We start from the raw sequence: 23,157 nt of genomic DNA on the forward strand, positions 1-23,157 counted from the left end.
ATTGGTAATATTGCATCAAAAAACCTTTCAATGCTTTTAAAAAAAAATAAAATTTTCACCAGTGCGTTTTAAAGCATTAAAAATAAAAAAATGCAATAAATGAGATAGTTACATATAAAACAAAAATTCCGGAAACTGGTGAACCGCAAAATATTATCTTTACTTATGAAACAAATAAATCTATAATAACAACAAGTAATACAATGGTTTATGAGAAAAATAATTATGTTAGCATCTGCATCATTTGCAAGCGGCATTCTCTTTGCAAACATCTATAATTCGTTAGTTAACGCAGCGGCGGCTGACGCTAATATTCCAACTTCTATAATCGCCGCCAGGGAGTACTTCAAAAGTGTGAATCCCGGAGATTTCTTCAAAATATTTTCTCCTTTTACTCAATTATTAGCATTAGCTGCCCTCATTTTATTCTGGAAAAAATCAGTCTCTATAAGACTGCTTTTAGCAATTGCATTGGCATGCTATATATCCGGAGATATATTTGCTTTTCTCTATTTCCATCCAAGAAGCGACATTATGTTTGTTTCAGAGAAATTGCCGGATACAGAAACCCTTAAAAGATTATCGCATGAATGGAGCACTATGAACTGGGTAAGATCATTTATATTATTTGTAGGTGTTGTATGTTCATTTTTAGCAATAGACAAGATATACTCTAAGCAAGTAACAGGCAAACAGCCTGTTTTATAAAAAACAGCTTTATAAGAACAAAAACGAAAAATAATTAAAATAAAAAACCCTCTGATATTCAGAGGGTTTTTTACTGTGCGGGTGAAAGGACTCGAACCTTCACACCGTGAGGCACCAGATCCTAAGTCTGGCGTGTCTACCAATTTCACCACACCCGCAGGCTTGATAGTAACAAGTAGCTTGTTTCAGTATCAGGCTGCAAATATACAACGGTTTTTAATATTTGCAATTAAATTATAGAGGGAAATAACAATTTATTTTCAGAAAGAAGATACCATGTTTAAAAACAGGAATATAAGGCCGGACAAACATTACCCTCAAACCATGCAAAGGCAATAAAAAAAGCCCCTGATTTCTCAGAGGCTTTGCTGTGCGGGTGAAAGGACTCGAACCTTCACACCGTGAGGCACCAGATCCTAAGTCTGGCGTGTCTACCAATTTCACCACACCCGCAGGCTGATAATAACTGACATTGTGTGTTTCATTATTACGGGTGCAAATATACGGCAGTTTTCCATACCTGCAAGTAAATTGACAAAAAAATAATTATTATTTTTTCTGTACTTTTGGCAGTAAACCGTATATCATTAAAAACGAAATGGATAACATAAAAAGCTACGTCGGGCAGCATAAGGACCGATTTATAAATGAGCTCATTGAATTACTAAAATCTCCCAGCGTAAGTGCCGACAGCGCCTACAGCCAGGATGTAATAAATACTGCCGATGCCGTTTTGGCAAGCCTAAAGGCTGCCGGGTGCGACCACGTTGAACTGTGCGAAACACCAGGCTACCCTATTGTATATGGTGAAAAAACCATAGACCCTGCCCTGCCTACCGTATTAGTATACGGCCATTATGACGTGCAGCCCGCCGACCCTATTGATCTGTGGACATCGCCACCATTTGAGCCGGTTATCAAAAAAACCGAACTGCACCCGGACGGGGCTATTTTTGCACGCGGCGCGTGTGATGATAAAGGCCAGATGTACATGCACGTTAAGGCGCTGGAGTACATGGTGCAAAACAACAACCTGCCCTGCAACGTTAAGTTTATGATTGAGGGCGAGGAAGAAGTGGGTTCACCAAGCCTTGCCTGGTTTGTAGAGCGCAACCAGGAAAAGCTTAAAAACGATGTTATCCTGATTAGCGATACCGGTATGATTAGCAATACACAGCCTTCTATAACCACAGGCCTGCGCGGCCTGAGCTATGTAGAGGTTGAAGTTACCGGCCCTAACCGCGACCTGCACAGCGGGCTTTATGGCGGCGCTGTGGCTAACCCCATAAACATCCTGGCCAAGATGATTGCCCAGCTTCACGATGAAAACAACCATATTACCATTCCCGGATTCTACGATAAAGTAGAAGAACTGAGCAGTGAAGAGCGTGACGAAATGGCGAAGGCGCCTTTTAGCCTTGATGCCTACAAAAAAGCACTTGATATTGAAGACGTTTATGGCGAGGCTACCTACACCACTAACGAGCGCAACTCAATACGCCCTACGCTTGATGTAAACGGCATTTGGGGCGGCTACACCGGCGAAGGCGCTAAAACGGTTATTGCCAGCAAGGCATACGCCAAAATATCTATGCGCCTGGTACCTGCCCAGGACTGGAACGAAATTACCGAACTGTTTACAAAACATTTCACAGCCATTGCACCAAAGGGTGTAAAAGTTAAAGTTACGCCACACCATGGCGGCCAGGCTTATGTTACGCCTATAGACAGCATTGGCTACCAGGCCGCTGCCAAGGCGTATGAAGAAAGCTTTGGCGTTAAGCCTATCCCTGTTCGCTCAGGCGGCTCTATCCCTATTGTGGCGCTGTTTGAAAAAGAACTGAAAAGCAAAACCATAATGATGGGCTTTGGCCTTGACAGCGATGCCATTCACTCGCCTAACGAGCATTTTGGGATATTTAATTACCTGAGGGGTATCGAAACCATTCCGTTATTCTACAAGTATTTTACGGAATTATCTAAATAGGCCTCTCCCCCGCCCCCTCTCCAAATGAGAGGGGTGGAACTTCACTCAAATGTTAAAACAGAATTGTATTCACATATTCTTGACGTCCTAGTGAAGCTGCTCCCTCTCCTTTGGAGAGGGCTGGGGTGAGGCTCACCAAAAAATCTGCCCAAAAAGGCAGATTTTTTTATACCCATTCCAACCTTCCCCTTTCCCATCCGCATCTTTAAGAAAAATGAACCTCATAAAACGTTATTCACTATGAAAAAGATGCTTACCGCTTGCCTTTTTGCCGTATCATTGTATATGCAGGCACAAACCACCGAAAGTAAACCTATTGTACCACAGCCCAACTGGATTAAAACAGAAACCCAAATGGGCATGGGGTATATTGACACCAACGGTAATGTAGTCCTGAACCCCGAATACGAAGAACTGCGCCCGTTTGGGGAGCTCTCGCCAGGGCTGGCTATTATTGTTCAGGACGGGCAAATGGGGCTTATAGATTTTGAGGGAACCATAATAGTAGCCCCTCAATATGACAGCATTACAACGGGAAGCGACTATAACCCAAACTGGCTTATGGTAGAACAATATGAAGAGTATGGCTTTATTGATTTTCATGGCAACGAGGTGGTACCCATTGCATATGATAAATTTGCAACTCCCAACAACCCGGCTAATACACAAAATTAATGACCGAAGCCCAGCTTATATCCGGCTGCCTTAAGAACGACCGAAAGGCACAGCACCAGGTGTACAACACATTTGGCGCTAATGTTATGGGTATTTGCAAACGCTACATGAAAGACCGCGAACGTGCCGAGGAAATGGCAATGAATGCTTTCCTAACGGTATTCCAAAAAATTGGGCAGTTTAAAAACGAAGGTAGTTTTGAAGGCTGGATTTTGCGCATTGCCGTTAACTGCTGCCTGATGGAGCTCCGCAAAAAGACAACGTTTCAGCAGGAAGTGCAACCCGATGCGATTCAGCTACACGATGCATCTAAAACCGACAACATGGTTTTGGAAGGCGATATTGAGCAGATGCTGAAAATACTGCCCGAAGGCGCCCGTATTGTGTTTAACCTGTATGCTATTGAAGGCTACAAGCACCACGAAATTGCCAATCAACTGGGCATCAGCGAAGGCACCAGCAAAAGCCAGCTTAATTATGCACGCGAAAAACTAAAAAAGACTTTTTTTAACCACACCCCTAAAACCGCAAGCGATGGAAGATAAGGATTTAGATAAGTATTTTAAAGACCGCAGCGACTCGTTTAACGAAACGCCGGGCGAAGGGCTGTGGGCAAAAATTGAAGCCAATATAGAGCCCCCTGCACAAGGTGAGCTTAAGGCAGGCAAATGGTTGCTACCGGGCGCAGGCCTTGTTGTGGTTGCAGGCCTTGTGGCAGCATGGCTTGCAACACGCAACACTACAGAAGCTCCTGCACCTACGCAGCAGCAGGAAATTACTGTTATAAAAGATACCATTACACTTCAGCATACCGAAGTAAAAGATACACTAATAGCAATTCATGATACAATTGCACGCAATTTAAAAATGACTGGCAAACAGATAGTAACAACACCTGAAATTAAAGATAACGCAATTGATTCGTTGACCATTGATATGCCTGTAAAAGCTACCGTAGCTAATAATTCTGAGAAAAAAGCCAATAATAACAAAGGAGAAATAATAACGGCACACTATCTTACAGCTAACGGGCAACAGGACACAACGGCATCGGGTGCCGGGGTTATTGCAATGGGCTACAAGGTAAACGAGAGCAAAGACAAGATAGAAATTGAAATTACTGTTGAAGAAAAGCTAACCCAGGCAGAGCGCAGCCAGCTTATTAAAAGTACGGTTCAAAAAAATGCACAATATGTGGGCCGTAAAATTATAATAAAGGCTAAGGGCTACCGCACATACAGCCACATTATTACCGAAACTGACAAACTGAAATATAACTTTCCTCAATTGGGCTCACAACCGGGGTTGCGTCTGGAGGTAGATACTGATACCCTGCTTAACAACATAAAAAGAGACACCCTGCCAGCAAATACCGTTAAATTTGAAATAAATCCGAAGTGAGATAAAAAAGTTATTTATAGGTTTTCAGGGTATAGCCAATGTTTATGGTAAAGCCGTTATAAACTTCTGAGGGATCAAACACAAGCGGACGGTCTATAACATTCCAGTTTTTATTAGCTGAAAACATAATATGGGTATAAGCAGGCACCTGTTGCTTTTTTATTTCCGTTAGCGGAAAGTTAGGCTGCAACTGTTTCATACGCCTTGCCTCCACACCCTGGGCATCGGTTACTATGTCATAAGGCAATTCGTTTATTAAGCCGCCATTTTCATCGGCCCTGCCCAATATGGTAAGCTTTACAAACAATCCTTCCTTTGGTAATTCTATCTGTTGCGACAGCTCATAATCAAAAAGCTTAGGACTTTGCGTGCCGTCTACAAGCATTACATCTTCAAAATCATACAGCCTTTCTTCGCCGGGAACATTGTTTACAACCGGCAAAAACTCAACCTTAACAAACGTTTTGTAAGGCGTTTTATGAAAAAGCGATTTGTAATCAGGGTTAACAGCAAAGTGTTTCTCCATAAGCGGTAATGAAAGTGCCGTAATATATGCTTCTGTTTCTGCACCCGGAATAAAAACGGCATATTCCATACCAAAGCGGCTCACAGCCATTTCACTTTCATTTTGGTGTCCTTTGGCCTTAACTTTTTTAATTTCGGGCTTCCCCACAGGTATGGTTACTTCATCGAGCACAATAGGCTGTGGGGCAAGCAGTATCTCTCCTTTCACTTCACTAAGGATTACTTTTTTGGTTGCGTAACCAATACCCGAAAGTTCAATTTGAGTTACACCTATATCATGCAGCTGTACATTTCCGCCTGCATCGGTATAAACGCCATAACCGTTAAGCAGGTTTACGTTTATGTACGGCAGAGGCTCGTGTGTAAGGCTATCAACAACTTTAAAAGTTTGCTGGGCGTTGCATAATGTTCCCGCTAAAAGCAGTAACAACAGTAATTTATTCATGGTTTGTAATAATTGGTTTACAAACTAAACAACCTTTTAAAGCTATTATTGTTAAAGTTTGCATAACTATTGCATTTTTTTTGGGTGGCTTCTTGCGTAGAAATATTTTTATTCTACATTTGTAGAAACAATTCTAAACTTGTAGAATATGCAACTTACCAAAACCGAAGAACAGCTTATGCAATTTTTATGGAAGCTTGAAAAAGCATTCATGAAAGATTTGCTTGACCTGTTTCCTGAGCCTAAGCCAGCTGCCACTACAGTAGCCACACTACTGAAGCGCATGACCGAAAAAGGCTTTGTGAATTACCGCGAATATGGCAAAAGCCGTGAGTACTATCCTACGGTAGAAAAGTCAGACTATTTTTCTAAACAGGTAAACGGCATGATAAAGAACTTTTTTAACAACTCGGCAGCACAGTTTGCTTCTTTCTTTACCAAAGAAACAGAAATGAGCGCAGCAGAACTTGAAGAACTACGCAGGATTATAGACAGTGAAATTGAAAAGAAAATGAAATGACACGTTTCCTTATCATATCAACCATAAGCATGGCAATATTGCTGGCAGTATACTACCTTTTGCTGCAACGTGAAAAAATGCACCGTTTTAACCGGTTTTACCTTTTGGGGGCAATAGTATTTTCATTGGCAATACCGTTTATAAATATTGGTACTCCACCAGTTTTACAGTCGTTTGCATTACCGGAAATAACTGTAGGTGTTATTCCTAAAACTACAGAAACCTTAACAACAGTTAACCGGCTATGGATTGTACAGATTATTTATGGTTTAGTTGCTTTTTTATTTCTGCTACGATTGTTCATAGGTGTGAGAAACTTTTATACCGTTGCCCGTAAGAGTAAAAAAACAGGATTAGGCAACGCCACAATTGTATTGGTAGACAACCTGTCCCTGCCCTACACATTTGCCCGGATGGTATTTGTAAACAAGCAGGAATATGAAGCTAACAGACTACCTGAACAGCTTTTAAATCACGAACTGGCGCACTCTACCCAACACCACACATTTGATATATTGTTTATTGAAATGCTAAAATCTATTTTTTGGCTTAACCCGCTGATTTATTTATACAAACGCGCCATACAGCTTAACCATGAATTTCTGGCTGATGAAGCCGCCCTGAGCAATGGCGCACCTAAAGCCGAATATCTTGAACTTTTGCTACAAAAGGCAACGTATCAAAATCATATTGCGCTGGCAAGCAACCTCAACTTCGGCATGACCAAAGAACGTTTTATTATGATAACCAAAACCACCAATCCTATGAAAAAACTACTCAAACAACTGGCAATCTTACCTATAGCTACAGCGCTGATACTTGTATCGTGTTCAGATGAGCCCTCAAACACCCAAACCCCTGAACAAAAGAAACTACAGGAAATGAACGACTACAAGGAATGGGCATCTAAAAAAAATTCTGAAGTTAACACTAAACTCCCGCAATACCCGGGCGGTATGACGGCATTTTACAAGCAGGTTATAGCAAATTTTGACACAACAAAAGCACCGGCGGGTGACAAGAGGCTTAGGCTTACAGTATCGTTTATTGTTGATACAGATGGCACTGTGAGTGACATCAAGGCTTTGAAATCGCCAAGCCAGCAACTAACAGACGAAGCCATAAAGGTAATAAAGGCATCGGGAAAATGGATTCCGGCACAGGATGATAATGGCAATGCCGTTCGCGCAAGCTATATTTTGCCAATAACGCTGGAAACGCATTAATCTAACTGCCCTGCCGTATAAACAAAATCAGGAAACAAATTGCCCATGACTCATTACATCTTAACTTCAACTATAGCACTTGCCGTTTTACTGACAGTATACTACCTGCTGCTACAGCGAGAAAGCATGCACCGCTTTAACCGGTTTTACCTGCTGGAGGCAATAGCCGTATCATTACTTATGCCTTTAATAAATATTCCTATTTATGTTGAGGCAGAAACTGTACAGCAAACAATAGTTGCTTATATACCGCAACAAAGTGCTGCCACAACACAACAGGCACCTCCTGCTATAGTAGCCGCAGAAAGTATTGATTACCTGCCTTACATATTATGGGGCGCTTACGCCCTTATAACATTATTGCTTGCTGTTAGATTTACGTTAAACATTGTTAGGTTCTATTGGGTTAAAAAGGAAAACACCAAAGTAGTTTATAATGGCACAACGGTAGTGCTCTTAGAAGATACAACGCCACCCCACACTTTCCTGAATACTATATTTATAAGCCGTGCAGACTATGAAAAACAGCATACCGAACCTGAGCTTTTTACGCACGAACAGGCACACGTTAACCAGCGCCACACACTCGACATATTGTTTGTTGAGGCGCTGAAAACCGTTATGTGGTTCAATCCGTTACTTTACTTATACAAACACGCCATACAGCTCAATCATGAGTTCCTGGCCGATGCAGCTACGCTTAGCCGGCACCATAGTGTAACCAATTACCAATCTTTGCTGCTGGGTAAAGCGCAGCCTCAATTGCAATTTGCCCTGGCCAGCAGTATAAATTTTTCTGTTACCAAAAAACGCTTCCTTATGATGACCAAAACCACCCCTAAAACAAAAGCCACACTCCTTAAACTGGCTGCACTGCCGGTACTGGCAGGGCTATTGTACACACTGAGTACAGAAACCGTAGCCCGCGAACGCGCTTTTAACAAACCCAACACCTCACAAACCGTTACTGATTCTACAGAATACCGCAAAAAGCGCGATGCTTACTACAGCGGTGTAAAAGTGCTGATTGACGACCAGGCTAACAATGTATATATAAACAAGCCTTTTGAAGAACTTACCGAAAAAGAAAAAAGCCGTTATTACTTTTTTGTGCCGGAAGGTAAAGACATGAAATTCATCCCCGAAAATGAGTTTAAAAAATTACAAAACAAAAAAGGTTATTATGTAGAAATAGATGAAGTTCCTGTAGATAATACCGAATTGCAGAAACGCATACCCGAAGAGTTTGTGTATTATACAGCGCTTACAAGATCAAAAAAATCACTTACAAAAGAGCGCCCGCAAATATTTGAATACTACCTCTATACCCTTTCTTATTATAACAAGCATATAAAGACGGAGGAACCGGGCCATTATCCTGACAGTATTTTTAAGATGAGTATTACGAAAGAATACAAGGATGATAAAGTGGTGGCAGCTGCAAAACCGATGAAGTTTTACAACGTAAAAGCATCAAAGGCCTTTAATGCAAAGAATGTTTTTAATTATACCGATGTAGATAAAATGCCGCAATACCCGGGTGGTATGGAACAATTCATCAATCTGGTAGCTTCAAACTTTAAAGCGCCTGAAACCGCAAACCCGCATATTACCACCTATTACCTGAATGTTTTAATAGAACCCAACGGACAGTTAAGTTATGCCAGGGTGCTTAACGCAGAAGACGAAGCCACTACCCTTGAAATGGTTCGCGTTCTTAAACTATCTGAAAACTGGAAACCCGGAATACTGAACGGCAAGGCTGTACGCACAAGCTACACCTTTAAGGTTGCACTAAAATAAATTATTGCTTATGATTATGTTTCTTATAAAATCGGCTATAGCACTGGTACTGTTCCTGGGCATTTATCACCTGCTGCTGCAACGCGAAAGCATGCACCGTTTTAACCGCTTCTATCTGCTGGGTTCAGTAGTAATATCATTACTGCTGCCCCTTATAAACATACCCATTTATGTTGAAGCAGAAACTATTGCCCCGGCAGTAATTACTGTCTCTGAGGTGTTAGCACCTGTAATGCCAACACCAGAAGAAAGTATCAACTATTGGCCGTATATACTATGGTGCATTTACGGATTGGTAACGCTGTTGTTTATTATTCGGTTTGCACTAAACGTCCGCAGGTTTTACACGGTTAAAAAGAATAACGAAAAGTTGGGCTATAAAGGCGCTACGATAGTTTTGTTAGAAGAAGCTGTACCGCCTCATACTTTCATGGCTACCATATTTACAAACCGTAAAGACTATGAAAACCGCCATACCGAACCCGAGCTTTTTACGCATGAGCTGGCGCATGTTAACCAGCGCCATACACTTGACATACTGTTTATAGAATTGCTTAAAACCATTATGTGGTTTAATCCGCTGCTCTATTTATACAAACGCGCCATACAGCTTAACCATGAGTTCCTGGCCGATGCGGCTACCCTTAGCCAACACCATAACGTAACCAATTACCAATCTTTGCTGCTGGGCAAAGCGCAGCCTCAACTGCAATTTGCCCTGGCCAGCAGTATAAATTTTTCTATTACCAAAAAACGTTTTATTATGATGACCAAAACCACTCCTAAAACAAAAGCCTCACTTCTTAAACTGGCTGCACTGCCGGTACTGGCCGGGCTTGTGTACACACTAAGTACAGAGACCGTTGCGCAAAACACTGCTATTACACAGCTTTCTGCCCAAACACCTGGCGACCAAAACAAAGACCGCGATGAATACTACAGCAATGTGCGTGTAGTTATAGACGATAAGGTTAAGAATGTAAACTTCAGCAAAATGTATGAAGAGCTTACCGATGCCGAAAAAGACCGTTATATGTTTGACGTTCCTTTAAGGAATAAAAAGAAAGAACCTACCGCGAAAGAACTGGAAACCTATAAAGACAAAAAAACGTATGCTATTTGGATTGATGGTAAAAATGTAGACAATAGCGTGCTGAACAAATACAAACCTCAGGATTTTGCACTGTATACCGGCAGCTTTGTACACAAAAACGCCCGTACCAAAACGCATCCGCAGCAATACCAGTTTAGCCTGTACACCCACGCTTATTATGATGCTAATTTTAGCAAATTCCACTACCCAGGCGATACGTACCGCATGAACATTTCAAAGCAGTATAAAGACGGCGTTGAACTGAAAAGCAGCAGGACAGAACTTTACTACCCCGATGGTGGCAGGCGTATTAGCCAGATGGAAGAAGGCACTCCTCAAGTCCAGGATAAAGTATATGGCGCCCAGGAAACCGAAACTAACCCGGAATATCCGGGTGGGCTAACGGCTTTTTACAAGCTAATAGCCGATAATTATAAAATAGACGGTAAGCTTACAGGCGATTTGCGCATGGTAGCACAATTTATTGTAGAGAAAGACGGCTCTTTGAGCGGTATAAAAGTAGAGAAGCCTTTTACAAAAGAGCTGGGCGATGAACTTATCAGGGTATTTAAGCTTTCTGAAAAGTGGAAACCCGGCTATGTTAAAGGACAGGCAGTACGCACATCATTTGTACTACCGGTGCAAATTAACGAGAATTAAGAATTTGATTTAGTTACCCATAAAAGTCCGTTTGCTGTAATGGCAGGCGGATTTTTTATTTGTAAACCAAAACATACCAGCCCCTTACAACAATTAAAATAAAAAACACGTTATATTTGCAGTAATCATCACGCCCTAATCAGGCAGTATCAATCATCATCAAAAACAATCATCATGTTAAAAAAGTTTTTCATTACCTGCTCCGGGGCAGACAGGAATATTATCTACTCCTGTTCTAACGGAGAACAAAACAAGTATGCCGGTATTGGCGCCACCGTCTTCTTTACAGCACTCCTGGCGTGGATAGCCGCCGCTTATGCCCTCTACACCGTTTTTGATAATGTGTATGCTGCCGCGTTTTTTGGTTTCATCTGGGGGCTGCTTATTTTTAATCTCGACCGTTTTATTGTTAGCACCATACGCAAGCGCGATAAGTTTGGGCAGGAACTGCTACAGGCCACACCGCGTATTGTACTGGCCATAATTATTGCCATTGTAATTTCTAAGCCGCTTGAAATTAAGATTTTCGAAAAGGAAATCAATACCGTACTGCTAAAGGAAAAAAACGATATGGCCCTTGCCAATAAAAAGCAGGTAGCCAACTACTTTAAAGGCGATATTGATAAAAACAAGGCACAGACTGACAGCCTTAAGGCGGAAATTACCCGTAAGGAAAAAGAAGTCAACGGCCTTTACAACACCTATATTACCGAGGCTGAAGGCACTGCCGGAACCAAAAAACTGGGCAAAGGCCCCGTGTATGCCGAGAAACGACAAAAACACGATGCCGCACTTACCGAGCTTGATAGCCTGCGCAAGCGCAACCAGGCCAAAATTGCCGAGAACGAAAAACTTGCCAAAACCCTGCAGGCCGACCTTGATAAAAAAGTAACTACCTCCCAGCCCATTATTGACGGGTTTGACGGGCTTATGGCACGTATTAATGCGCTTAACAAACTGCCTTTTTTACCGTCGCTGTTTATTATGCTGCTGTTTTTGGCCATAGAAACATCGCCCATTATTGCCAAACTGCTTTCGCCACGCGGGGAGTATGATTTTAAGCTGGAAGACAGTGAGGCGGCCATACGCACCAACCTGGCACAAAACACCCACCAGCGCGAACTGCTGCGCACTACCGATGCCGGTATTTATGACGATGTGTATGCCGATATACGCACAGACCGGGGGCTGTATGACTACAAACGCAAAAAAGCCATTGAAATGCTTGAAATGCAGGCCGACAGGTTTAGCGAAAAACAAAAGAGTGTAATGTAGAGGAAGTTGCTTAGGTACTGAGGTTCTTAGGTACTGAGTCTACAAACAATATAGGTTGCATTTTGGGTATAGAATGATTTTTAAAGCACGTCATGTTAAGCCTGAAATGCAACTTTTTTATTGTACCTCTGTACCGTTTTTGGAAGCTTTGTGTAATATTTCCCTAAATTTGCGCAAAATTGATTGCCATGCTCGGACTTAAACTGCTAACCGACCCTCGCTGGGCTAATATTGCCGAAAGCAACCTTGAAGAAATACTGACCGACCACGCCTGGTGCGAGCAAAAAGCCGCCAGTAATGCCATTTTCCTGATCACCAACAACAGCGAACACCTGGAGTTTGTACAGAAAATGAGCGAAATTGCCGTGGAGGAAATACAGCATTTTAAAATGGTGGCCGATATTATTGAGCAGCGCGGCTACACTCTGGGCCGTGAGCGTAAGGACGACTATGTAAACCAGCTCATGAAATTCTGCAAAAAAGACGGCAGCCGCAACACATCGTTTATAGACCGGCTGCTGTTTGCGGCCATGATAGAGGCCCGCAGCTGCGAGCGTTTCCGTGTGCTGAGCAAAAATATTGAAGATAAGGAGTTGGCCAAATTCTACCACGACCTTATGGTAAGCGAGGCCACACACTACACTACCTTTTTGGGCTTTGCCCGCCAGTATGCTACTGATGTAGATGTTGAAAAACGCTGGGCCGAATGGCTTGAGTTTGAAGGCGAATTAATACAGAGTTACGGTAAGAGTGGGGCTGTGCATGGGTAGAGACAGGCTGCGCCTGTCTCGCGTATGAGTGTAGTTGATGTCTGAGGAGTCGCATGTTGTATTAGGTCAAGTTTACTACCACCAAGGAGCATCAGTATCAATAGTTGTCCCAGACAAAGAATCCATTTTTCGGGCTAATTTAAATCTCAATCCGTTTTCATCATTGATTATTTGTTGCTCATAGCTGCTAATATACTCTCGAATTGCTTTTATAAAGTTGTTTGTATATAGTGTCTTGCTTTCAAAATCAATAAATTCATTGTTAGACCTAAGATTGATTTTCCAATTATCTTTAGTTGCTGCTTCATGTAATAAGCCACACCTAATACTTTCATAAAATTCATGAGCTTTAGCTTCATCAAATAACTCTAAGAAAGGATAATGAGAAGTTAGAAACCGTTTAAATATATTTTTAGATCTAGAGTAAATGAATTCAGTTTCTTGAACTCCATATAAATAATATTTTCCTTCATAAGAGCTTTGTAAAAATTCTATTAATGAACATAATAAGGTAATTGCAGCAAACCCTTCTCCTTGATATGATTTGATGTTTTGGATAGCTTCAATTGGTTTGAAATATCTGGTTTCTAAACGTAGATTTAGCAATTCAACTACATCTTCCCAATTCTTTTTTATATTAGAATCAATAATTATATAGTTACGAAGGGCAATCCAATCATTTTTCTTCTTATTTCCGAATAGTTTTAAATTCTCGTCCATTGTTTATATCTTTAATAGCCACTCCCTCATCTCCCTCAGCACATCTTCATTTCTATGAAACTCTCCGTTTCTAATTTGCCCACGCCCTTTCTCAATAGCTTTTTGCTGCTCATCGGTCAATTCATATAGCTCATTCATAATAAAATCGGTTTTATCAAAAATAGGATTTTTTCCCTATCTTAGCCCGTCATGAAAACGCTTACACGCTACATATTGCTGCTAATACTTACGTTATCCCTAACATCGGCGGGGGTGCACAAGTTTTATGTGTCGGTATGGCAGCTTGAGCACAAGCCCGAAAAGCAAACCCTGCAAATAACCGGGCGCATTTTTATAGACGACCTCGACAAGCTGCTGGAAACCAAGTACGGCAAAAAATTTTACCTGGCAACCGACCGCGAAATTGCCGAAACCACCGCCACCGTTACCAAGTACATTGCCGATAAAATGACGGTAAAAGTCAACGGTAAAGCACAGGCGCTTACATTCCTTGCCAAAGAGGTTGAAGATGATGTACTGCTGTGCTACCTAACGGTGCCTGCGCCAAAAAAAGTCACATCGGTTGAGGTGCGGAATACCCTGTTGCAGGATCTCTTTGCCGAACAGCAAAACATAACCCACATTAAAGTAGGCCCCGATAAAAAAAGCCTGCTGCTTACTAAAGACAACCCAAACGGCACTGCCGCTTTTTAAGATATGAAAAACGCCCTGTACCTATCCATCCTTGCCACTGCGGCTGCCACCGCGCAGGATATACCCGTTAAGCGCGAACCCGGCCATTATGACTCAAACAAAATGAGCCAGATGTATACTGAGATGGCTACACCAAATATGTTCCGCACTGCAAGCGGTGCGCCCGGCCCTGCCTACTACCAGCAGCAGGCCGACTACAAGATGGATATTGAGCTGGATGACAAGAATACAAAACTGTATGGTACCGAGACGATAACCTACACCAATAATTCACCCGACAATTTAGAATACCTGTGGGTGCAACTCGACCAAAACCAGCATGAACCGGGTGGCGCAAGCGAATTGCAAAACAGCGAAACCATGGACGCCAAGTTTAAGGCGGCAGGGTTTTCGCAACGCTTTATGGAAGAGGGGTTTGATGGCGGCTTTAAGCTGGAATACGTTAAAGATGCCAAAGGCAACCCTATGAGCTATGTTATTAACCAAACCATGATGCGCATTGACCTGCCACAGCCTTTAAAAAGTGGCGAGAAGATATCGTTTAGCATTAAGTGGTGGTACAACATAAACAACTACCAGGTTATAGGCGGGCGCAGCGGTTATGAGCATTTTGAAAAAGACAATAATAACCTGTATGTTATAGCGCAGTTTTACCCGCGCATGGCGGTGTATAACGATGTTGAGGGCTGGCAGAACATGCAGTTTTGGGGCGCAGGCGAGTTTGCCCTGCCATTCGGTAATTTTGAGGTAAACATTACCACCCCGGCCGACCATATTCTCGACGGTACAGGCGAGCTTCAAAACCGTAAAGACGTACTTACTAAAGAACAGCTGCAACGCTGGGAACAGGCTACCAAAACATTTGATAAGCCCGTAGTGGTGGTAACCCAGGCTGAAGCAGAAGCCGCCAGCAAAGGCTTTTCTGACAAGAAAAAAACATGGAAATTTAAAGCTACTAACGTGCGTGACTTTGGTTTTTCATCATCGCGCAAGTTTATATATGATGCTATGGCCGTGCAGCTTGCCGGCAGAACTACTATGGCTATTTCGCTTTACCCGCCCGAAGCAAACCCGCTGTGGGGCGAGTATTCTACTAAAGTGGTGGCGCATACACTAAAAACCTATTCAAAATATACGTTTGACTATCCGTACCCAAAAGCTATTTCGGTTTCGGCGGCAGACCAGGGCATGGAATACCCCATGATTTGCTGGAATTACGGGCGTCCTGACGAGAAAGGCTACACGCCGGATAACCTTAAGTATGGCATGATGAGCGTTATCATTCACGAGGTGGGACACAATTTCTTTCCCATGATTGTAAACTCAGATGAGCGCCAGTGGACCTGGATGGACGAAGGCCTTAATACCTTCCTGCAATATTTAACCGAGCAGGAGTTTATGCCCAACTACCCCTCACGCCGTGGCCCGGCCGATAAAATTGTGCCTTATATGAGTGGCGACCAAAAATTCCTTGAACCTATAATGACCAATAGCGAGGCAATATACCAGTTTGGCAGCAATGCCTATGCCAAGCCTGCCACAGGGCTTAATATACTGCGTGAGTTGGTTATGGGGCACGAGCTGTTTGACTATGCCTTTAAAACCTATGCCAACCGCTGGAAGTTTAAGCACCCCACGCCAGAGGATTTCTTCCGTACCATGGAAGATGCCAGCGCGGTAGACCTGGACTGGTTTTGGCGCGGCTGGTTTTACAGCACTGATTATGTAGACATTGGCATATCAGGCGTTAAGCAATATTACGTTACCGAAACCGAGCCTGAAGCAGCAAAAGGCACAACGGTGCGTAGGGGGCGTTTCGGGCAGGAAGAAGGTCCGTTTGTATACCTTGCCGCTTATGGCCCTGACGCCAACAAAGAGGTGGAAAAACCTTTGGACACTAACGAAGTAAAACTGCTAAACGACTACCTGAACGAGCATTTTACACCTGCAGAAAGAGCTAAACTAAAACAGCCCAAGTATTTTTATGAAGTAAGTTTTGACAAACCCGGCGGTATGCTTATGCCCATTATTGTGGAACTTACCTTTGCCGATGGCAGTACTGAAACACAAACTTTCCCGGTACAGATATGGCGCAAGGGTAACCAGACAGCATCACGCGTGTTTGCTACAGATAAACGTGTTACTAAAATTACGCTCGACCCTAAGCTGCAAACCGCCGATGTAGATGTTAGCAACAATGTGTGGCCAAAAGCTGCCGTTAAAGACAAGTTTGACGAACTCGAAAAGAAAAGACAGTAACTATTTGACAATATATTAATTAAGCAGTGTTCTTTTTATCGAAAAGTTATGGTGCAAATTCATAAATTTGGGCAAAACACTTTAAGTTATGAAAAGAACACTACTTTCTGTAGCACTATTGCTATCTCTTGCGGCTTCGGCCCAAACGGTAAACAATTTTTACCCGCTTACAACTCCAACTACAACCTATTACCTGCTCACATCAGAAACCACTTTAGATGAAAGTGAAGCCGGAGAAAACGTAAACTGGAACTACACAGGGCTCCAACCAAACAACAATGAGTCTTATACCGGCGTAGCAGAGCCTACAACCGCCGAGCTGGATGAATATCCGGGCACTACACAGGTAGTTAACACCTCTGTAAACACTGAGGTTATCAGCCAGTTTTTCCTTGCCGGCAGTGATAATGGCAATGTTGCTGTTACAGGAGCTTCGGCTTCAGGCATTCTACTAAATTATGCTACTAACAATTTTGACCTGGGCACATTCCCAAAATCATTTAGCACTACTGCTGTAACAGATGATGTTGCAGGAACTTTTAGCACAGGCAATTATGAGGGTACCTTTACAGGTACAGGAACTACATTAGTAGATGCCACCGGTACTTTTAATGCCATTATAAATGATATTGAGGTTTCTATACCCGTAGTACGCCTTAAAATAGAGCAGGACCTTGACCTGTTTTTTTCGGGCCTGCCATTAGGCACATTAACCCAGGTTATGTATAGCTATTATGCCGAAACACCAGCCAATTTACCGGTGTTCCGTACGCTTACGGCCACCGTTAACCTGCCAGCCTTTAACGTAAACCAAACCGAACAGTCTATAGAAACATATTACCTTCCTGTTATGGGTGTAGAAAAACCGGAAGCATATCTATTAGCTATAGCGCCAAACCCGGTTAACAACACGCTTCACATAGAAGGTGCCGAAATTACAGGTATAACCGTAACAGATACAATGGGCCGCACAGTATTACAATCTAACAGCAATGATACCGATGTAAGCAACCTTGCCAATGGTGTTTACACTGTTTCGGCTGCAACGGCATATGGTGTTAAAACCCTTAAAATGGTTAAGCAATAACAACCTGTGGGTTAAAATTATAATTCAGCCATCCGCCTCCGCATAACTTTACGTACATTTGTAAACATAAATACATCTAAGTCATGTTTGGAATAGGAGGCGGAGAGCTGTTTTTTATAATAATTGTGGTATTAATGCTTTTTGGCAGCGATAAAATACCTGAGTTTGCCCGTGCGCTGGCTAAAGGCATGGCACAGCTTAAAAACGCTACTAACGATATTAAGCAGGAAATACACCGCAGTGCCGATGTTGACGGCATAAAGAAAACCTTTACCGAAATTGGCGAAAGCAACCCCGCTAAAGCCATTACCGAAGAAGTGAATAAAGTAAAGCAGGAAATGGACCAGGATATCCAGAAAAGTGTTGAAGACGTAAAAGTTGATGTTAACATTGAAGATTTAACCGGCCCTATAAAACGCCAGAGATAATGCTTGACAAACTAATTGATTTAGACTGGGATATATTTTTATGGTTTAATACCCTGGGCAGCACAACATGGGACCCTGTTTGGGAAATCATAACAAAATTTCCGTACTGGTTGCCTGTTTTTGCATTGGTTATTTATACCGCCTTTAAAAAGCTTGGCAAAACCCATGCTTTTTTAGTTTTGGGCATGGTAGCATTACTAATCCTTTTTACAGACCAGACCACAAACCTTATAAAATTTCTTGTAAAACGCCCACGCCCCTGCAATAACCCCGAAATTGCCGATGCCATAAGGGCTGTTATAAGGCGTAAATCATTTAGTTTTGTTTCAGGGCACGCGTCAAATTCTATGGCGGTTACTTTTTTAACTTATAAAATACTGCGCCCATACACCAAATACATAGGCCTGTTTTTCCTTTGGCCGCTTATTTTTGGCTACAGCCGCATTTACCTTGGGCTACACTACCCCGGCGATATACTTTGCGGCTATTTGTATGGTATTTTTACCGGTTGGCTTGTTTACCAACTCTACAAATACATCCGTACCAGGTTTGCGCCCAAATTTGACTAATGTTTAGATAACCCTGCTAACGGTAAGCCCGTCTCTAATAGGAAGCAACACCGTTTCTACACGGGGGTCTTCTTTTACACGTTTATTATATTCCAGCAGTACGTTGGTGCTTTTGTCGTTAGGCTTTACCGGCTCCAATACCTTGCCACTCCACAGTACGTTATCGCTAAGTATAAGTCCGCCCTTATTCATCAAAGGCACTACCATTTCCCAGTAGTTGGGGTAGTTGGGCTTATCGGCATCAATAAACACAAGGTCAAACTTTTTACCTAACCCGGGAATAATATCCAGCGCATTGCCCAGGTGCTGGTGTATTTGCCCTGCCCACTGGCTTTTATCAAAATATTTTTTCTGAAAATCCACCAGTTCCTCATTATTATCTACAGTATCTATGCTGCCGCCTTCGGCTAAGCCTTCAGCAAGGCACAATGTGGCATATCCTGTAAAGGTACCTATCTCTAAAATATGCTTTGGGTTAACCAGCTTGCTTATCAGGCTCAGCACCCTACCCTGAAAATGGCCGCTCAGCATACGGGGCTGTAGTATTTTTTGGTGGGTTTCGCGGTTAAGCGCTTCTAAAAGCTGGGGTTCGTCCTGGCTATGCAGTGCAGCATAATCTTCAAGGGCTTCAGATATAAAATGCATTTCTGTAGTTTTTAGGCAAAGGTAGCAAACTTAAAATGCATAAGTATTTTTTATTGCCTGTTAAAATAACGGCATACACCTGCACTTTAACGTTAATTTGTAACAAAATAAATTACTTTTACGCCACTTAACCTAAACGACTATTAATGAATTTTAAATTTACCCTATTGCTACTTGTGTGTGCCCTTTCAGGCTTTGCACAGGTAACAAACGAACGGAGCCCCCAAAGCTTTAAACTGAAAAACCTTGCAGAGGTAAACCCAATATCTATGCCCGGTTTTGACCTTGAAGCCATTAAGAAAGAAGACGCTATAAATGATATAGGCAAAGACAAGCCATGGCGTTTTGGCTACGAATTTTTAGTAGACCACAACCTTGGCAATAGCGGTACCTGGACAACCCTGGATAATGGCGACCGCATTTGGCGCATTCGCTACACCTCTGAAGGAGCTAAGACACTAAACTTTTTATTCAGTGATTTTTACCTGCCTGAAGGCGCTACCGTTTACCTGTACAACAACAACCATACTGATGTGCTGGGTGCTTATGATGCCCGCCAGAACAACCCGGAGCGCACGCTGGGCACATGGCTGGTACAGGGCTGCGATATATACATAGAATATTATGAGCCCGCTGCCGTTGCAGGCCAGGGCCGCCTTGAAATATTTAAGGTAGTGCACGGTTACCGCACACAGGCCGATATGATTCAGAAATCGCCGGATGACGACCTTAATGCGAGTGGCAGCTGCAACTATGATGTTGATTGTTATATTGAAGATATTGAAGCTTACAAAGAAGTAAATAAAAAAGCCGTTGCCCTTATTGTAGTAAACAACTCCGGTTTTTGTACCGGGAGCCTTGTAAACAACACGGCTAACGACGGCACACCTTACTTTTTAACGGCCAACCACTGCTACAGCAACCCAAGCCAGTGGGCATTCCGTTTCAACTGGATAAGCCCTAACCCGGTTTGTGCGGCCACAACTCCAAGCACCAATAATGCACCTAACTACTACCAAACCCTTAGTGGTGCCATGCTGCGCGCGCGCAGGGAGCAGAGCGACTTTTGCCTTCTTGAAATAACAGCCGATATTCCTGCCGAGTGGGATCTTGTGTATGCCGGTTGGGACAGGAGCACAACAGCACCTGAGTCGGTTTTTGGTATACACCACCCTTCGGGAGATATAATGAAAACCTGCCGTGATTATGGCCCTCTTTCAACAGAAACCTATATGTGGCGCATAGACGACTGGGACCTGGGTGTTACCGAAGGTGGCTCATCGGGCTCTCCCCTATATGATAATTACGGAAGGCTGCGCGGCCAGCTTTTTGGTGGCAATGCAGCGTGTGTGGGCACTACAGACAACAACCAGTTTGATGCCTATGGCCGTTTTGACGTATCGTGGGATGCGGGCAACAACTCATCTCAGCGCCTTAAAGAATGGCTTGACCCAAATAACACCGGACAAACCACACTTGATTATTATCCGCCGGCTGTTGTATATGCTGTAGATGCACGTGGCTCGCTGTTTAACACAGGCCTTGATGAATGTACCGGCATATTTGAACCACAGGTGCGCATTACCAACAAAGGCACCGTTACACTAACCAGCGCTACCATAAGCTACCAGCTTAACAACGGTGCTACTGCTACTTATAACTGGACAGGCAGCCTTGCAACAGGCGAATCTGACGAAGTAACATTGCCGGAATTTGCCGCTGCTAATGGTGACAATACCTTTAGCATAACAATTACACAGCCTAATGGCACTACCGATGAAAACCCGGCTGACAATACATCTTCAAAACAATTTGAGGTAAATATTTATGAAACGCAAACAGTAACGTTTACCCTGGTTACAGATGGTTATGGCTATGAAACATCCTGGGAACTTACAAATGACGCAGGCACTGCAATAGAAAGTGGTGATGGTTATGAAAGCAACGGGCAGTATACTGAAACATTTGACCTGCCGGAAGGGTGCTATACCCTTACCATTTTTGATGAGGCCGAAGACGGTATTTGCTGCCTGTATGGCAACGGCAGCTATGAACTGGCACTTGAAGACGGCACAATTATAGCAACCGGCGGCTCTTTTGGTGCAGAGGAAGCTGTTGGGTTTGCCCTTAAAGACGACCTTTCAACAGGTAGCCACACACTACAAAATGCAGTAACGGTTTATCCTAACCCGTCTAACGGTATTTATACAATAGCCGTAAACAACGGTATGCAACCGGAATATACCGTTTACAGCCTGCTGGGCCAGGAGCTTACTACAGGCAAAATTAACGGCAACGGCAGCTTTAACCTGGGCAGCGCTGCAAATGGTGTATACCTGCTTAAATTACAGGATAAGGCTACGGGGGCTACGGCTACCTTTAAGCTGATTAAAGAGTAATACAGCAATGTATTGATTGCTTAATGTAGCAATTATCTGATTATTTAAAGTATCAATTGCCCCTGGCTTTTGGGGATGATTTGCCCCTGGCTTTAGCCAGGGGCTTTTTTATGAAAATTGTTTTACCTTTGCACCATGCAAACGGAGAAGAGAGATATAAGGGCGCTGACTAAAGAGCAATTGCGCGATTTTTTTACCGCAAATGGAGATAAGGCATTCCGGGGCAACCAGGTATATGAATGGCTGTGGAGTAAACGCGCCCATAGTTTTGACGACATGACCAATGTGGCCAAAGCTACCCGCCAGATGCTGGAGGATAATTTTGTGATTAACCACATTCACGTAGACCAGATGCAGCAAAGCGAAGACGGCACCGTTAAAAATGCTGTACGCCTGCACGATGGCCTTGTGGTAGAAAGTGTGCTTATACCTACCGAAACCCGCACCACGGCCTGCGTGAGCAGCCAGGTGGGCTGCAGCCTTGACTGCAACTTTTGCGCCACCGCACGCCTAAAGCGCATGCGCAACCTTAACCCCGATGAAATTTATGACCAGGTAGCGGCCATTGATGCCGAAAGCCGCCTGTACCACAACCGTCCGTTAAGCAATATTGTGTTTATGGGTATGGGTGAGCCGCTTATGAATTACAATAACGTAATCAAGGCCATAGATAAAATCACTTCGCCGGAAGGGCTGGGCATGAGCGCCAAACGCATTACCGTCTCTACATCTGGTATACCCAAAATGATAAAAAAACTGGCCGATGACGAGGTTAAGTTTAAGCTGGCCGTATCATTGCACTCGGCTATAGACGAGGTACGCAGCCGTATTATGCCCTTTAGCGAAAACTTTCCACTTAAAGACCTTCGCGAATCATTAGAATACTGGTATGCTAAAACCAAAAGCCGTATTACGTATGAATATGTGGTTTGGAAAGGTATTAACGACCGCAAGCAGGATATAGACGCGCTTGTAAAATTCAGCCGTTATGTGCCCTGCAAAGTTAACCTTATTGAATACAACCCAATAGACGACGGCGAATTCCAACAAGCAGATGAAGCCACTATTAATGCTTACATCCGCGGGCTTGAAGCCGCCGGTGTGGTGGTTAAAGTGCGCCGCAGCCGCGGTAAGGACATTGATGCCGCCTGCGGGCAGCTTGCCAATAAGAACGAGGCGGCTTCTTAGTTGTTCATGGTTCGTGGTTTATTGTTCATTGTTTCGCATCGTTTAATTAACAGATAGCGTTAACTCTGAACTCTGAACAAT

The 23,157-nt window shown here is 43.2% G+C and carries 22 protein-coding genes and 2 tRNA genes; 18 read left to right on the forward strand and 6 right to left on the reverse strand.

The window, feature by feature from the left end:
- The first annotated feature begins 210 nt into the window (after positions 1-210).
- Complete coding sequence (locus AM279_RS11040; protein ID WP_074961350.1) at positions 211-708, forward strand: DUF1772 domain-containing protein; 498 nt, start codon at positions 211-213, stop codon at positions 706-708.
- A 76-nt stretch (positions 709-784) separates the two neighbouring features.
- Here AM279_RS11040 and AM279_RS11045 read toward each other — a convergent pair.
- Together AM279_RS11045 and AM279_RS11050 are read right to left on the reverse strand one after the other, a co-directional pair.
- Positions 785-866: transfer RNA gene (locus AM279_RS11045), tRNA-Leu, on the reverse strand.
- A 213-nt stretch (positions 867-1,079) separates the two neighbouring features.
- Positions 1,080-1,161: transfer RNA gene (locus AM279_RS11050), tRNA-Leu, on the reverse strand.
- Positions 1,162-1,306: 145 nt separating this feature from the next.
- Here AM279_RS11050 and AM279_RS11055 point away from each other — a divergent pair.
- The 4 genes from AM279_RS11055 (at position 1,307) to AM279_RS11070 (ending at position 4,771) form a co-directional block, all read left to right on the forward strand.
- Positions 1,307-2,695 (forward strand): dipeptidase, encoded by a 1,389-nt coding sequence (locus tag AM279_RS11055; protein WP_054408084.1) that lies wholly within the window; start codon positions 1,307-1,309, stop codon positions 2,693-2,695.
- Between the two features lie 240 nt (positions 2,696-2,935).
- Complete coding sequence (locus tag AM279_RS11060) at positions 2,936-3,370, forward strand: WG repeat-containing protein (RefSeq protein WP_054408086.1); 435 nt, start codon at positions 2,936-2,938, stop codon at positions 3,368-3,370.
- Entirely contained in the window at positions 3,370-3,915 is a 546-nt protein-coding gene (locus tag AM279_RS11065) for an RNA polymerase sigma factor (RefSeq protein WP_054408087.1), read from the forward strand. Before AM279_RS11060 ends, AM279_RS11065 begins: the two co-directional genes overlap by 1 nt.
- A complete protein-coding gene (locus AM279_RS11070; protein ID WP_054408089.1) occupies positions 3,905-4,771 on the forward strand; it encodes a hypothetical protein in 867 nt (288 codons plus the stop codon). Before AM279_RS11065 ends, AM279_RS11070 begins: the two co-directional genes overlap by 11 nt.
- Positions 4,772-4,781: 10 nt before the next feature.
- On the opposite strand, the gene AM279_RS11075 is transcribed toward AM279_RS11070, so the two are convergent.
- A complete protein-coding gene (locus tag AM279_RS11075; protein ID WP_054408091.1) occupies positions 4,782-5,741 on the reverse strand; it encodes a peptidase associated/transthyretin-like domain-containing protein in 960 nt (319 codons plus the stop codon).
- 148 nt (positions 5,742-5,889) lie between these two features.
- Between AM279_RS11075 and AM279_RS11080 the strand changes: the two genes are divergently transcribed.
- From AM279_RS11080 to miaE, 6 genes are all read left to right on the forward strand, one after another.
- Entirely contained in the window at positions 5,890-6,261 is a 372-nt protein-coding gene (locus tag AM279_RS11080) for a BlaI/MecI/CopY family transcriptional regulator (protein WP_054408093.1), read from the forward strand.
- Positions 6,258-7,487 (forward strand): M56 family metallopeptidase, encoded by a 1,230-nt coding sequence (locus AM279_RS11085; protein WP_054408095.1) that lies wholly within the window; start codon positions 6,258-6,260, stop codon positions 7,485-7,487. Before AM279_RS11080 ends, AM279_RS11085 begins: the two co-directional genes overlap by 4 nt.
- A 45-nt stretch (positions 7,488-7,532) precedes the next feature.
- Positions 7,533-9,290, forward strand: a complete 1,758-nt coding sequence (locus AM279_RS11090) for a M56 family metallopeptidase (RefSeq protein WP_074961348.1) — start codon at positions 7,533-7,535, stop codon at positions 9,288-9,290.
- 10 nt (positions 9,291-9,300) lie between these two features.
- On the forward strand, positions 9,301-11,043 hold the full coding sequence (locus AM279_RS11095) for a M56 family metallopeptidase (RefSeq protein ID WP_054408100.1): 1,743 nt from the start codon (positions 9,301-9,303) through the stop codon (positions 11,041-11,043).
- A gap of 174 nt (positions 11,044-11,217) precedes the next feature.
- Complete coding sequence (locus AM279_RS11100) at positions 11,218-12,318, forward strand: DUF4407 domain-containing protein (RefSeq protein WP_054408101.1); 1,101 nt, start codon at positions 11,218-11,220, stop codon at positions 12,316-12,318.
- Positions 12,319-12,506: 188 nt separating this feature from the next.
- Positions 12,507-13,088, forward strand: coding sequence for a tRNA-(ms[2]io[6]A)-hydroxylase (gene miaE / locus AM279_RS11105; RefSeq protein WP_054410281.1), 582 nt, complete (start codon positions 12,507-12,509; stop codon positions 13,086-13,088).
- A 75-nt stretch (positions 13,089-13,163) separates the two neighbouring features.
- Here miaE and AM279_RS11110 read toward each other — a convergent pair whose 3' ends face one another.
- Together AM279_RS11110 and AM279_RS20950 are read right to left on the reverse strand one after the other, a co-directional pair.
- A complete protein-coding gene (locus tag AM279_RS11110) occupies positions 13,164-13,808 on the reverse strand; it encodes a hypothetical protein (protein WP_054408103.1) in 645 nt (214 codons plus the stop codon).
- 3 nt (positions 13,809-13,811) lie between these two features.
- Positions 13,812-13,946 carry a hypothetical protein gene (locus tag AM279_RS20950; RefSeq protein ID WP_262494130.1) on the reverse strand — a complete coding sequence of 45 codons (135 nt, stop codon included), beginning with the start codon at positions 13,944-13,946 and terminating at the stop codon, positions 13,812-13,814.
- Positions 13,947-13,997: 51 nt separating this feature from the next.
- On the opposite strand from AM279_RS20950, the gene AM279_RS11115 reads away from it, so the two are divergent.
- The 5 genes from AM279_RS11115 to AM279_RS11135 all read left to right on the forward strand — a co-directional run bounded on the left by AM279_RS11115 (position 13,998) and on the right by AM279_RS11135 (position 18,844).
- Complete coding sequence (locus AM279_RS11115) at positions 13,998-14,501, forward strand: DUF6702 family protein (protein ID WP_054408104.1); 504 nt, start codon at positions 13,998-14,000, stop codon at positions 14,499-14,501.
- A 3-nt stretch (positions 14,502-14,504) separates the two neighbouring features.
- Complete coding sequence (locus AM279_RS11120; RefSeq protein WP_054408106.1) at positions 14,505-16,760, forward strand: M1 family metallopeptidase; 2,256 nt, start codon at positions 14,505-14,507, stop codon at positions 16,758-16,760.
- 88 nt (positions 16,761-16,848) lie between these two features.
- Positions 16,849-17,847, forward strand: coding sequence for a T9SS type A sorting domain-containing protein (locus AM279_RS11125; RefSeq protein WP_054408108.1), 999 nt, complete (start codon positions 16,849-16,851; stop codon positions 17,845-17,847).
- 83 nt (positions 17,848-17,930) lie between these two features.
- A complete protein-coding gene (locus AM279_RS11130; protein ID WP_054408110.1) occupies positions 17,931-18,275 on the forward strand; it encodes a Sec-independent protein translocase subunit TatA/TatB in 345 nt (114 codons plus the stop codon).
- Positions 18,275-18,844 carry a phosphatase PAP2 family protein gene (locus tag AM279_RS11135; protein WP_054408113.1) on the forward strand — a complete coding sequence of 190 codons (570 nt, stop codon included), beginning with the start codon at positions 18,275-18,277 and terminating at the stop codon, positions 18,842-18,844. The genes AM279_RS11130 and AM279_RS11135 overlap by 1 nt, the downstream gene beginning before the upstream one ends.
- Positions 18,845-18,847: 3 nt before the next feature.
- Here AM279_RS11135 and AM279_RS11140 read toward each other — a convergent pair whose 3' ends face one another.
- Entirely contained in the window at positions 18,848-19,489 is a 642-nt protein-coding gene (locus tag AM279_RS11140) for an O-methyltransferase (protein ID WP_054408115.1), read from the reverse strand.
- 146 nt (positions 19,490-19,635) lie between these two features.
- Here AM279_RS11140 and AM279_RS11145 point away from each other — a divergent pair, with 146 nt between their 5' ends.
- Together AM279_RS11145 and rlmN are read left to right on the forward strand one after the other, a co-directional pair.
- Positions 19,636-21,888 carry a T9SS type A sorting domain-containing protein gene (locus AM279_RS11145; RefSeq protein ID WP_054408117.1) on the forward strand — a complete coding sequence of 751 codons (2,253 nt, stop codon included), beginning with the start codon at positions 19,636-19,638 and terminating at the stop codon, positions 21,886-21,888.
- A gap of 135 nt (positions 21,889-22,023) precedes the next feature.
- Positions 22,024-23,076: a 23S rRNA (adenine(2503)-C(2))-methyltransferase RlmN gene (rlmN, locus tag AM279_RS11150; protein ID WP_054408119.1), complete on the forward strand. Its 1,053-nt coding sequence runs from the start codon at positions 22,024-22,026 to the stop codon at positions 23,074-23,076.
- Positions 23,077-23,157 lie beyond the last annotated feature (81 nt).

This window comes from Flavobacterium akiainvivens, assembly GCF_001278115.1.
GTDB classification, from domain to species: domain Bacteria; phylum Bacteroidota; class Bacteroidia; order Flavobacteriales; family Flavobacteriaceae; genus Flavobacterium; species Flavobacterium akiainvivens.

Bases quoted from the DNA above. Each gene is read 5' to 3' on its own strand.
- AM279_RS11040 (WP_074961350.1), top strand. From the start codon at position 211: ATGAGAAAAATAATTATGTTAGCATCTGCATCATTTGCAAGCGGCATT.
- AM279_RS11055 (WP_054408084.1), top strand. From the start codon at position 1,307: ATGGATAACATAAAAAGCTACGTCGGGCAGCATAAGGACCGATTTATA.
- AM279_RS11060 (WP_054408086.1), top strand. From the start codon at position 2,936: ATGAAAAAGATGCTTACCGCTTGCCTTTTTGCCGTATCATTGTATATG.
- AM279_RS11065 (WP_054408087.1), top strand. From the start codon at position 3,370: ATGACCGAAGCCCAGCTTATATCCGGCTGCCTTAAGAACGACCGAAAG.
- AM279_RS11070 (WP_054408089.1), top strand. From the start codon at position 3,905: ATGGAAGATAAGGATTTAGATAAGTATTTTAAAGACCGCAGCGACTCG.
- AM279_RS11075 (WP_054408091.1), bottom strand. From the start codon at position 5,741: ATGAATAAATTACTGTTGTTACTGCTTTTAGCGGGAACATTATGCAAC.
- AM279_RS11080 (WP_054408093.1), top strand. From the start codon at position 5,890: ATGCAACTTACCAAAACCGAAGAACAGCTTATGCAATTTTTATGGAAG.
- AM279_RS11085 (WP_054408095.1), top strand. From the start codon at position 6,258: ATGACACGTTTCCTTATCATATCAACCATAAGCATGGCAATATTGCTG.
- AM279_RS11090 (WP_074961348.1), top strand. From the start codon at position 7,533: ATGACTCATTACATCTTAACTTCAACTATAGCACTTGCCGTTTTACTG.
- AM279_RS11095 (WP_054408100.1), top strand. From the start codon at position 9,301: ATGATTATGTTTCTTATAAAATCGGCTATAGCACTGGTACTGTTCCTG.
- AM279_RS11100 (WP_054408101.1), top strand. From the start codon at position 11,218: ATGTTAAAAAAGTTTTTCATTACCTGCTCCGGGGCAGACAGGAATATT.
- miaE (WP_054410281.1), top strand. From the start codon at position 12,507: ATGCTCGGACTTAAACTGCTAACCGACCCTCGCTGGGCTAATATTGCC.
- AM279_RS11110 (WP_054408103.1), bottom strand. From the start codon at position 13,808: ATGGACGAGAATTTAAAACTATTCGGAAATAAGAAGAAAAATGATTGG.
- AM279_RS20950 (WP_262494130.1), bottom strand. From the start codon at position 13,946: ATGAATGAGCTATATGAATTGACCGATGAGCAGCAAAAAGCTATTGAG.
- AM279_RS11115 (WP_054408104.1), top strand. From the start codon at position 13,998: ATGAAAACGCTTACACGCTACATATTGCTGCTAATACTTACGTTATCC.
- AM279_RS11120 (WP_054408106.1), top strand. From the start codon at position 14,505: ATGAAAAACGCCCTGTACCTATCCATCCTTGCCACTGCGGCTGCCACC.
- AM279_RS11125 (WP_054408108.1), top strand. From the start codon at position 16,849: ATGAAAAGAACACTACTTTCTGTAGCACTATTGCTATCTCTTGCGGCT.
- AM279_RS11130 (WP_054408110.1), top strand. From the start codon at position 17,931: ATGTTTGGAATAGGAGGCGGAGAGCTGTTTTTTATAATAATTGTGGTA.
- AM279_RS11135 (WP_054408113.1), top strand. From the start codon at position 18,275: ATGCTTGACAAACTAATTGATTTAGACTGGGATATATTTTTATGGTTT.
- AM279_RS11140 (WP_054408115.1), bottom strand. From the start codon at position 19,489: ATGCATTTTATATCTGAAGCCCTTGAAGATTATGCTGCACTGCATAGC.
- AM279_RS11145 (WP_054408117.1), top strand. From the start codon at position 19,636: ATGAATTTTAAATTTACCCTATTGCTACTTGTGTGTGCCCTTTCAGGC.
- rlmN (WP_054408119.1), top strand. From the start codon at position 22,024: ATGCAAACGGAGAAGAGAGATATAAGGGCGCTGACTAAAGAGCAATTG.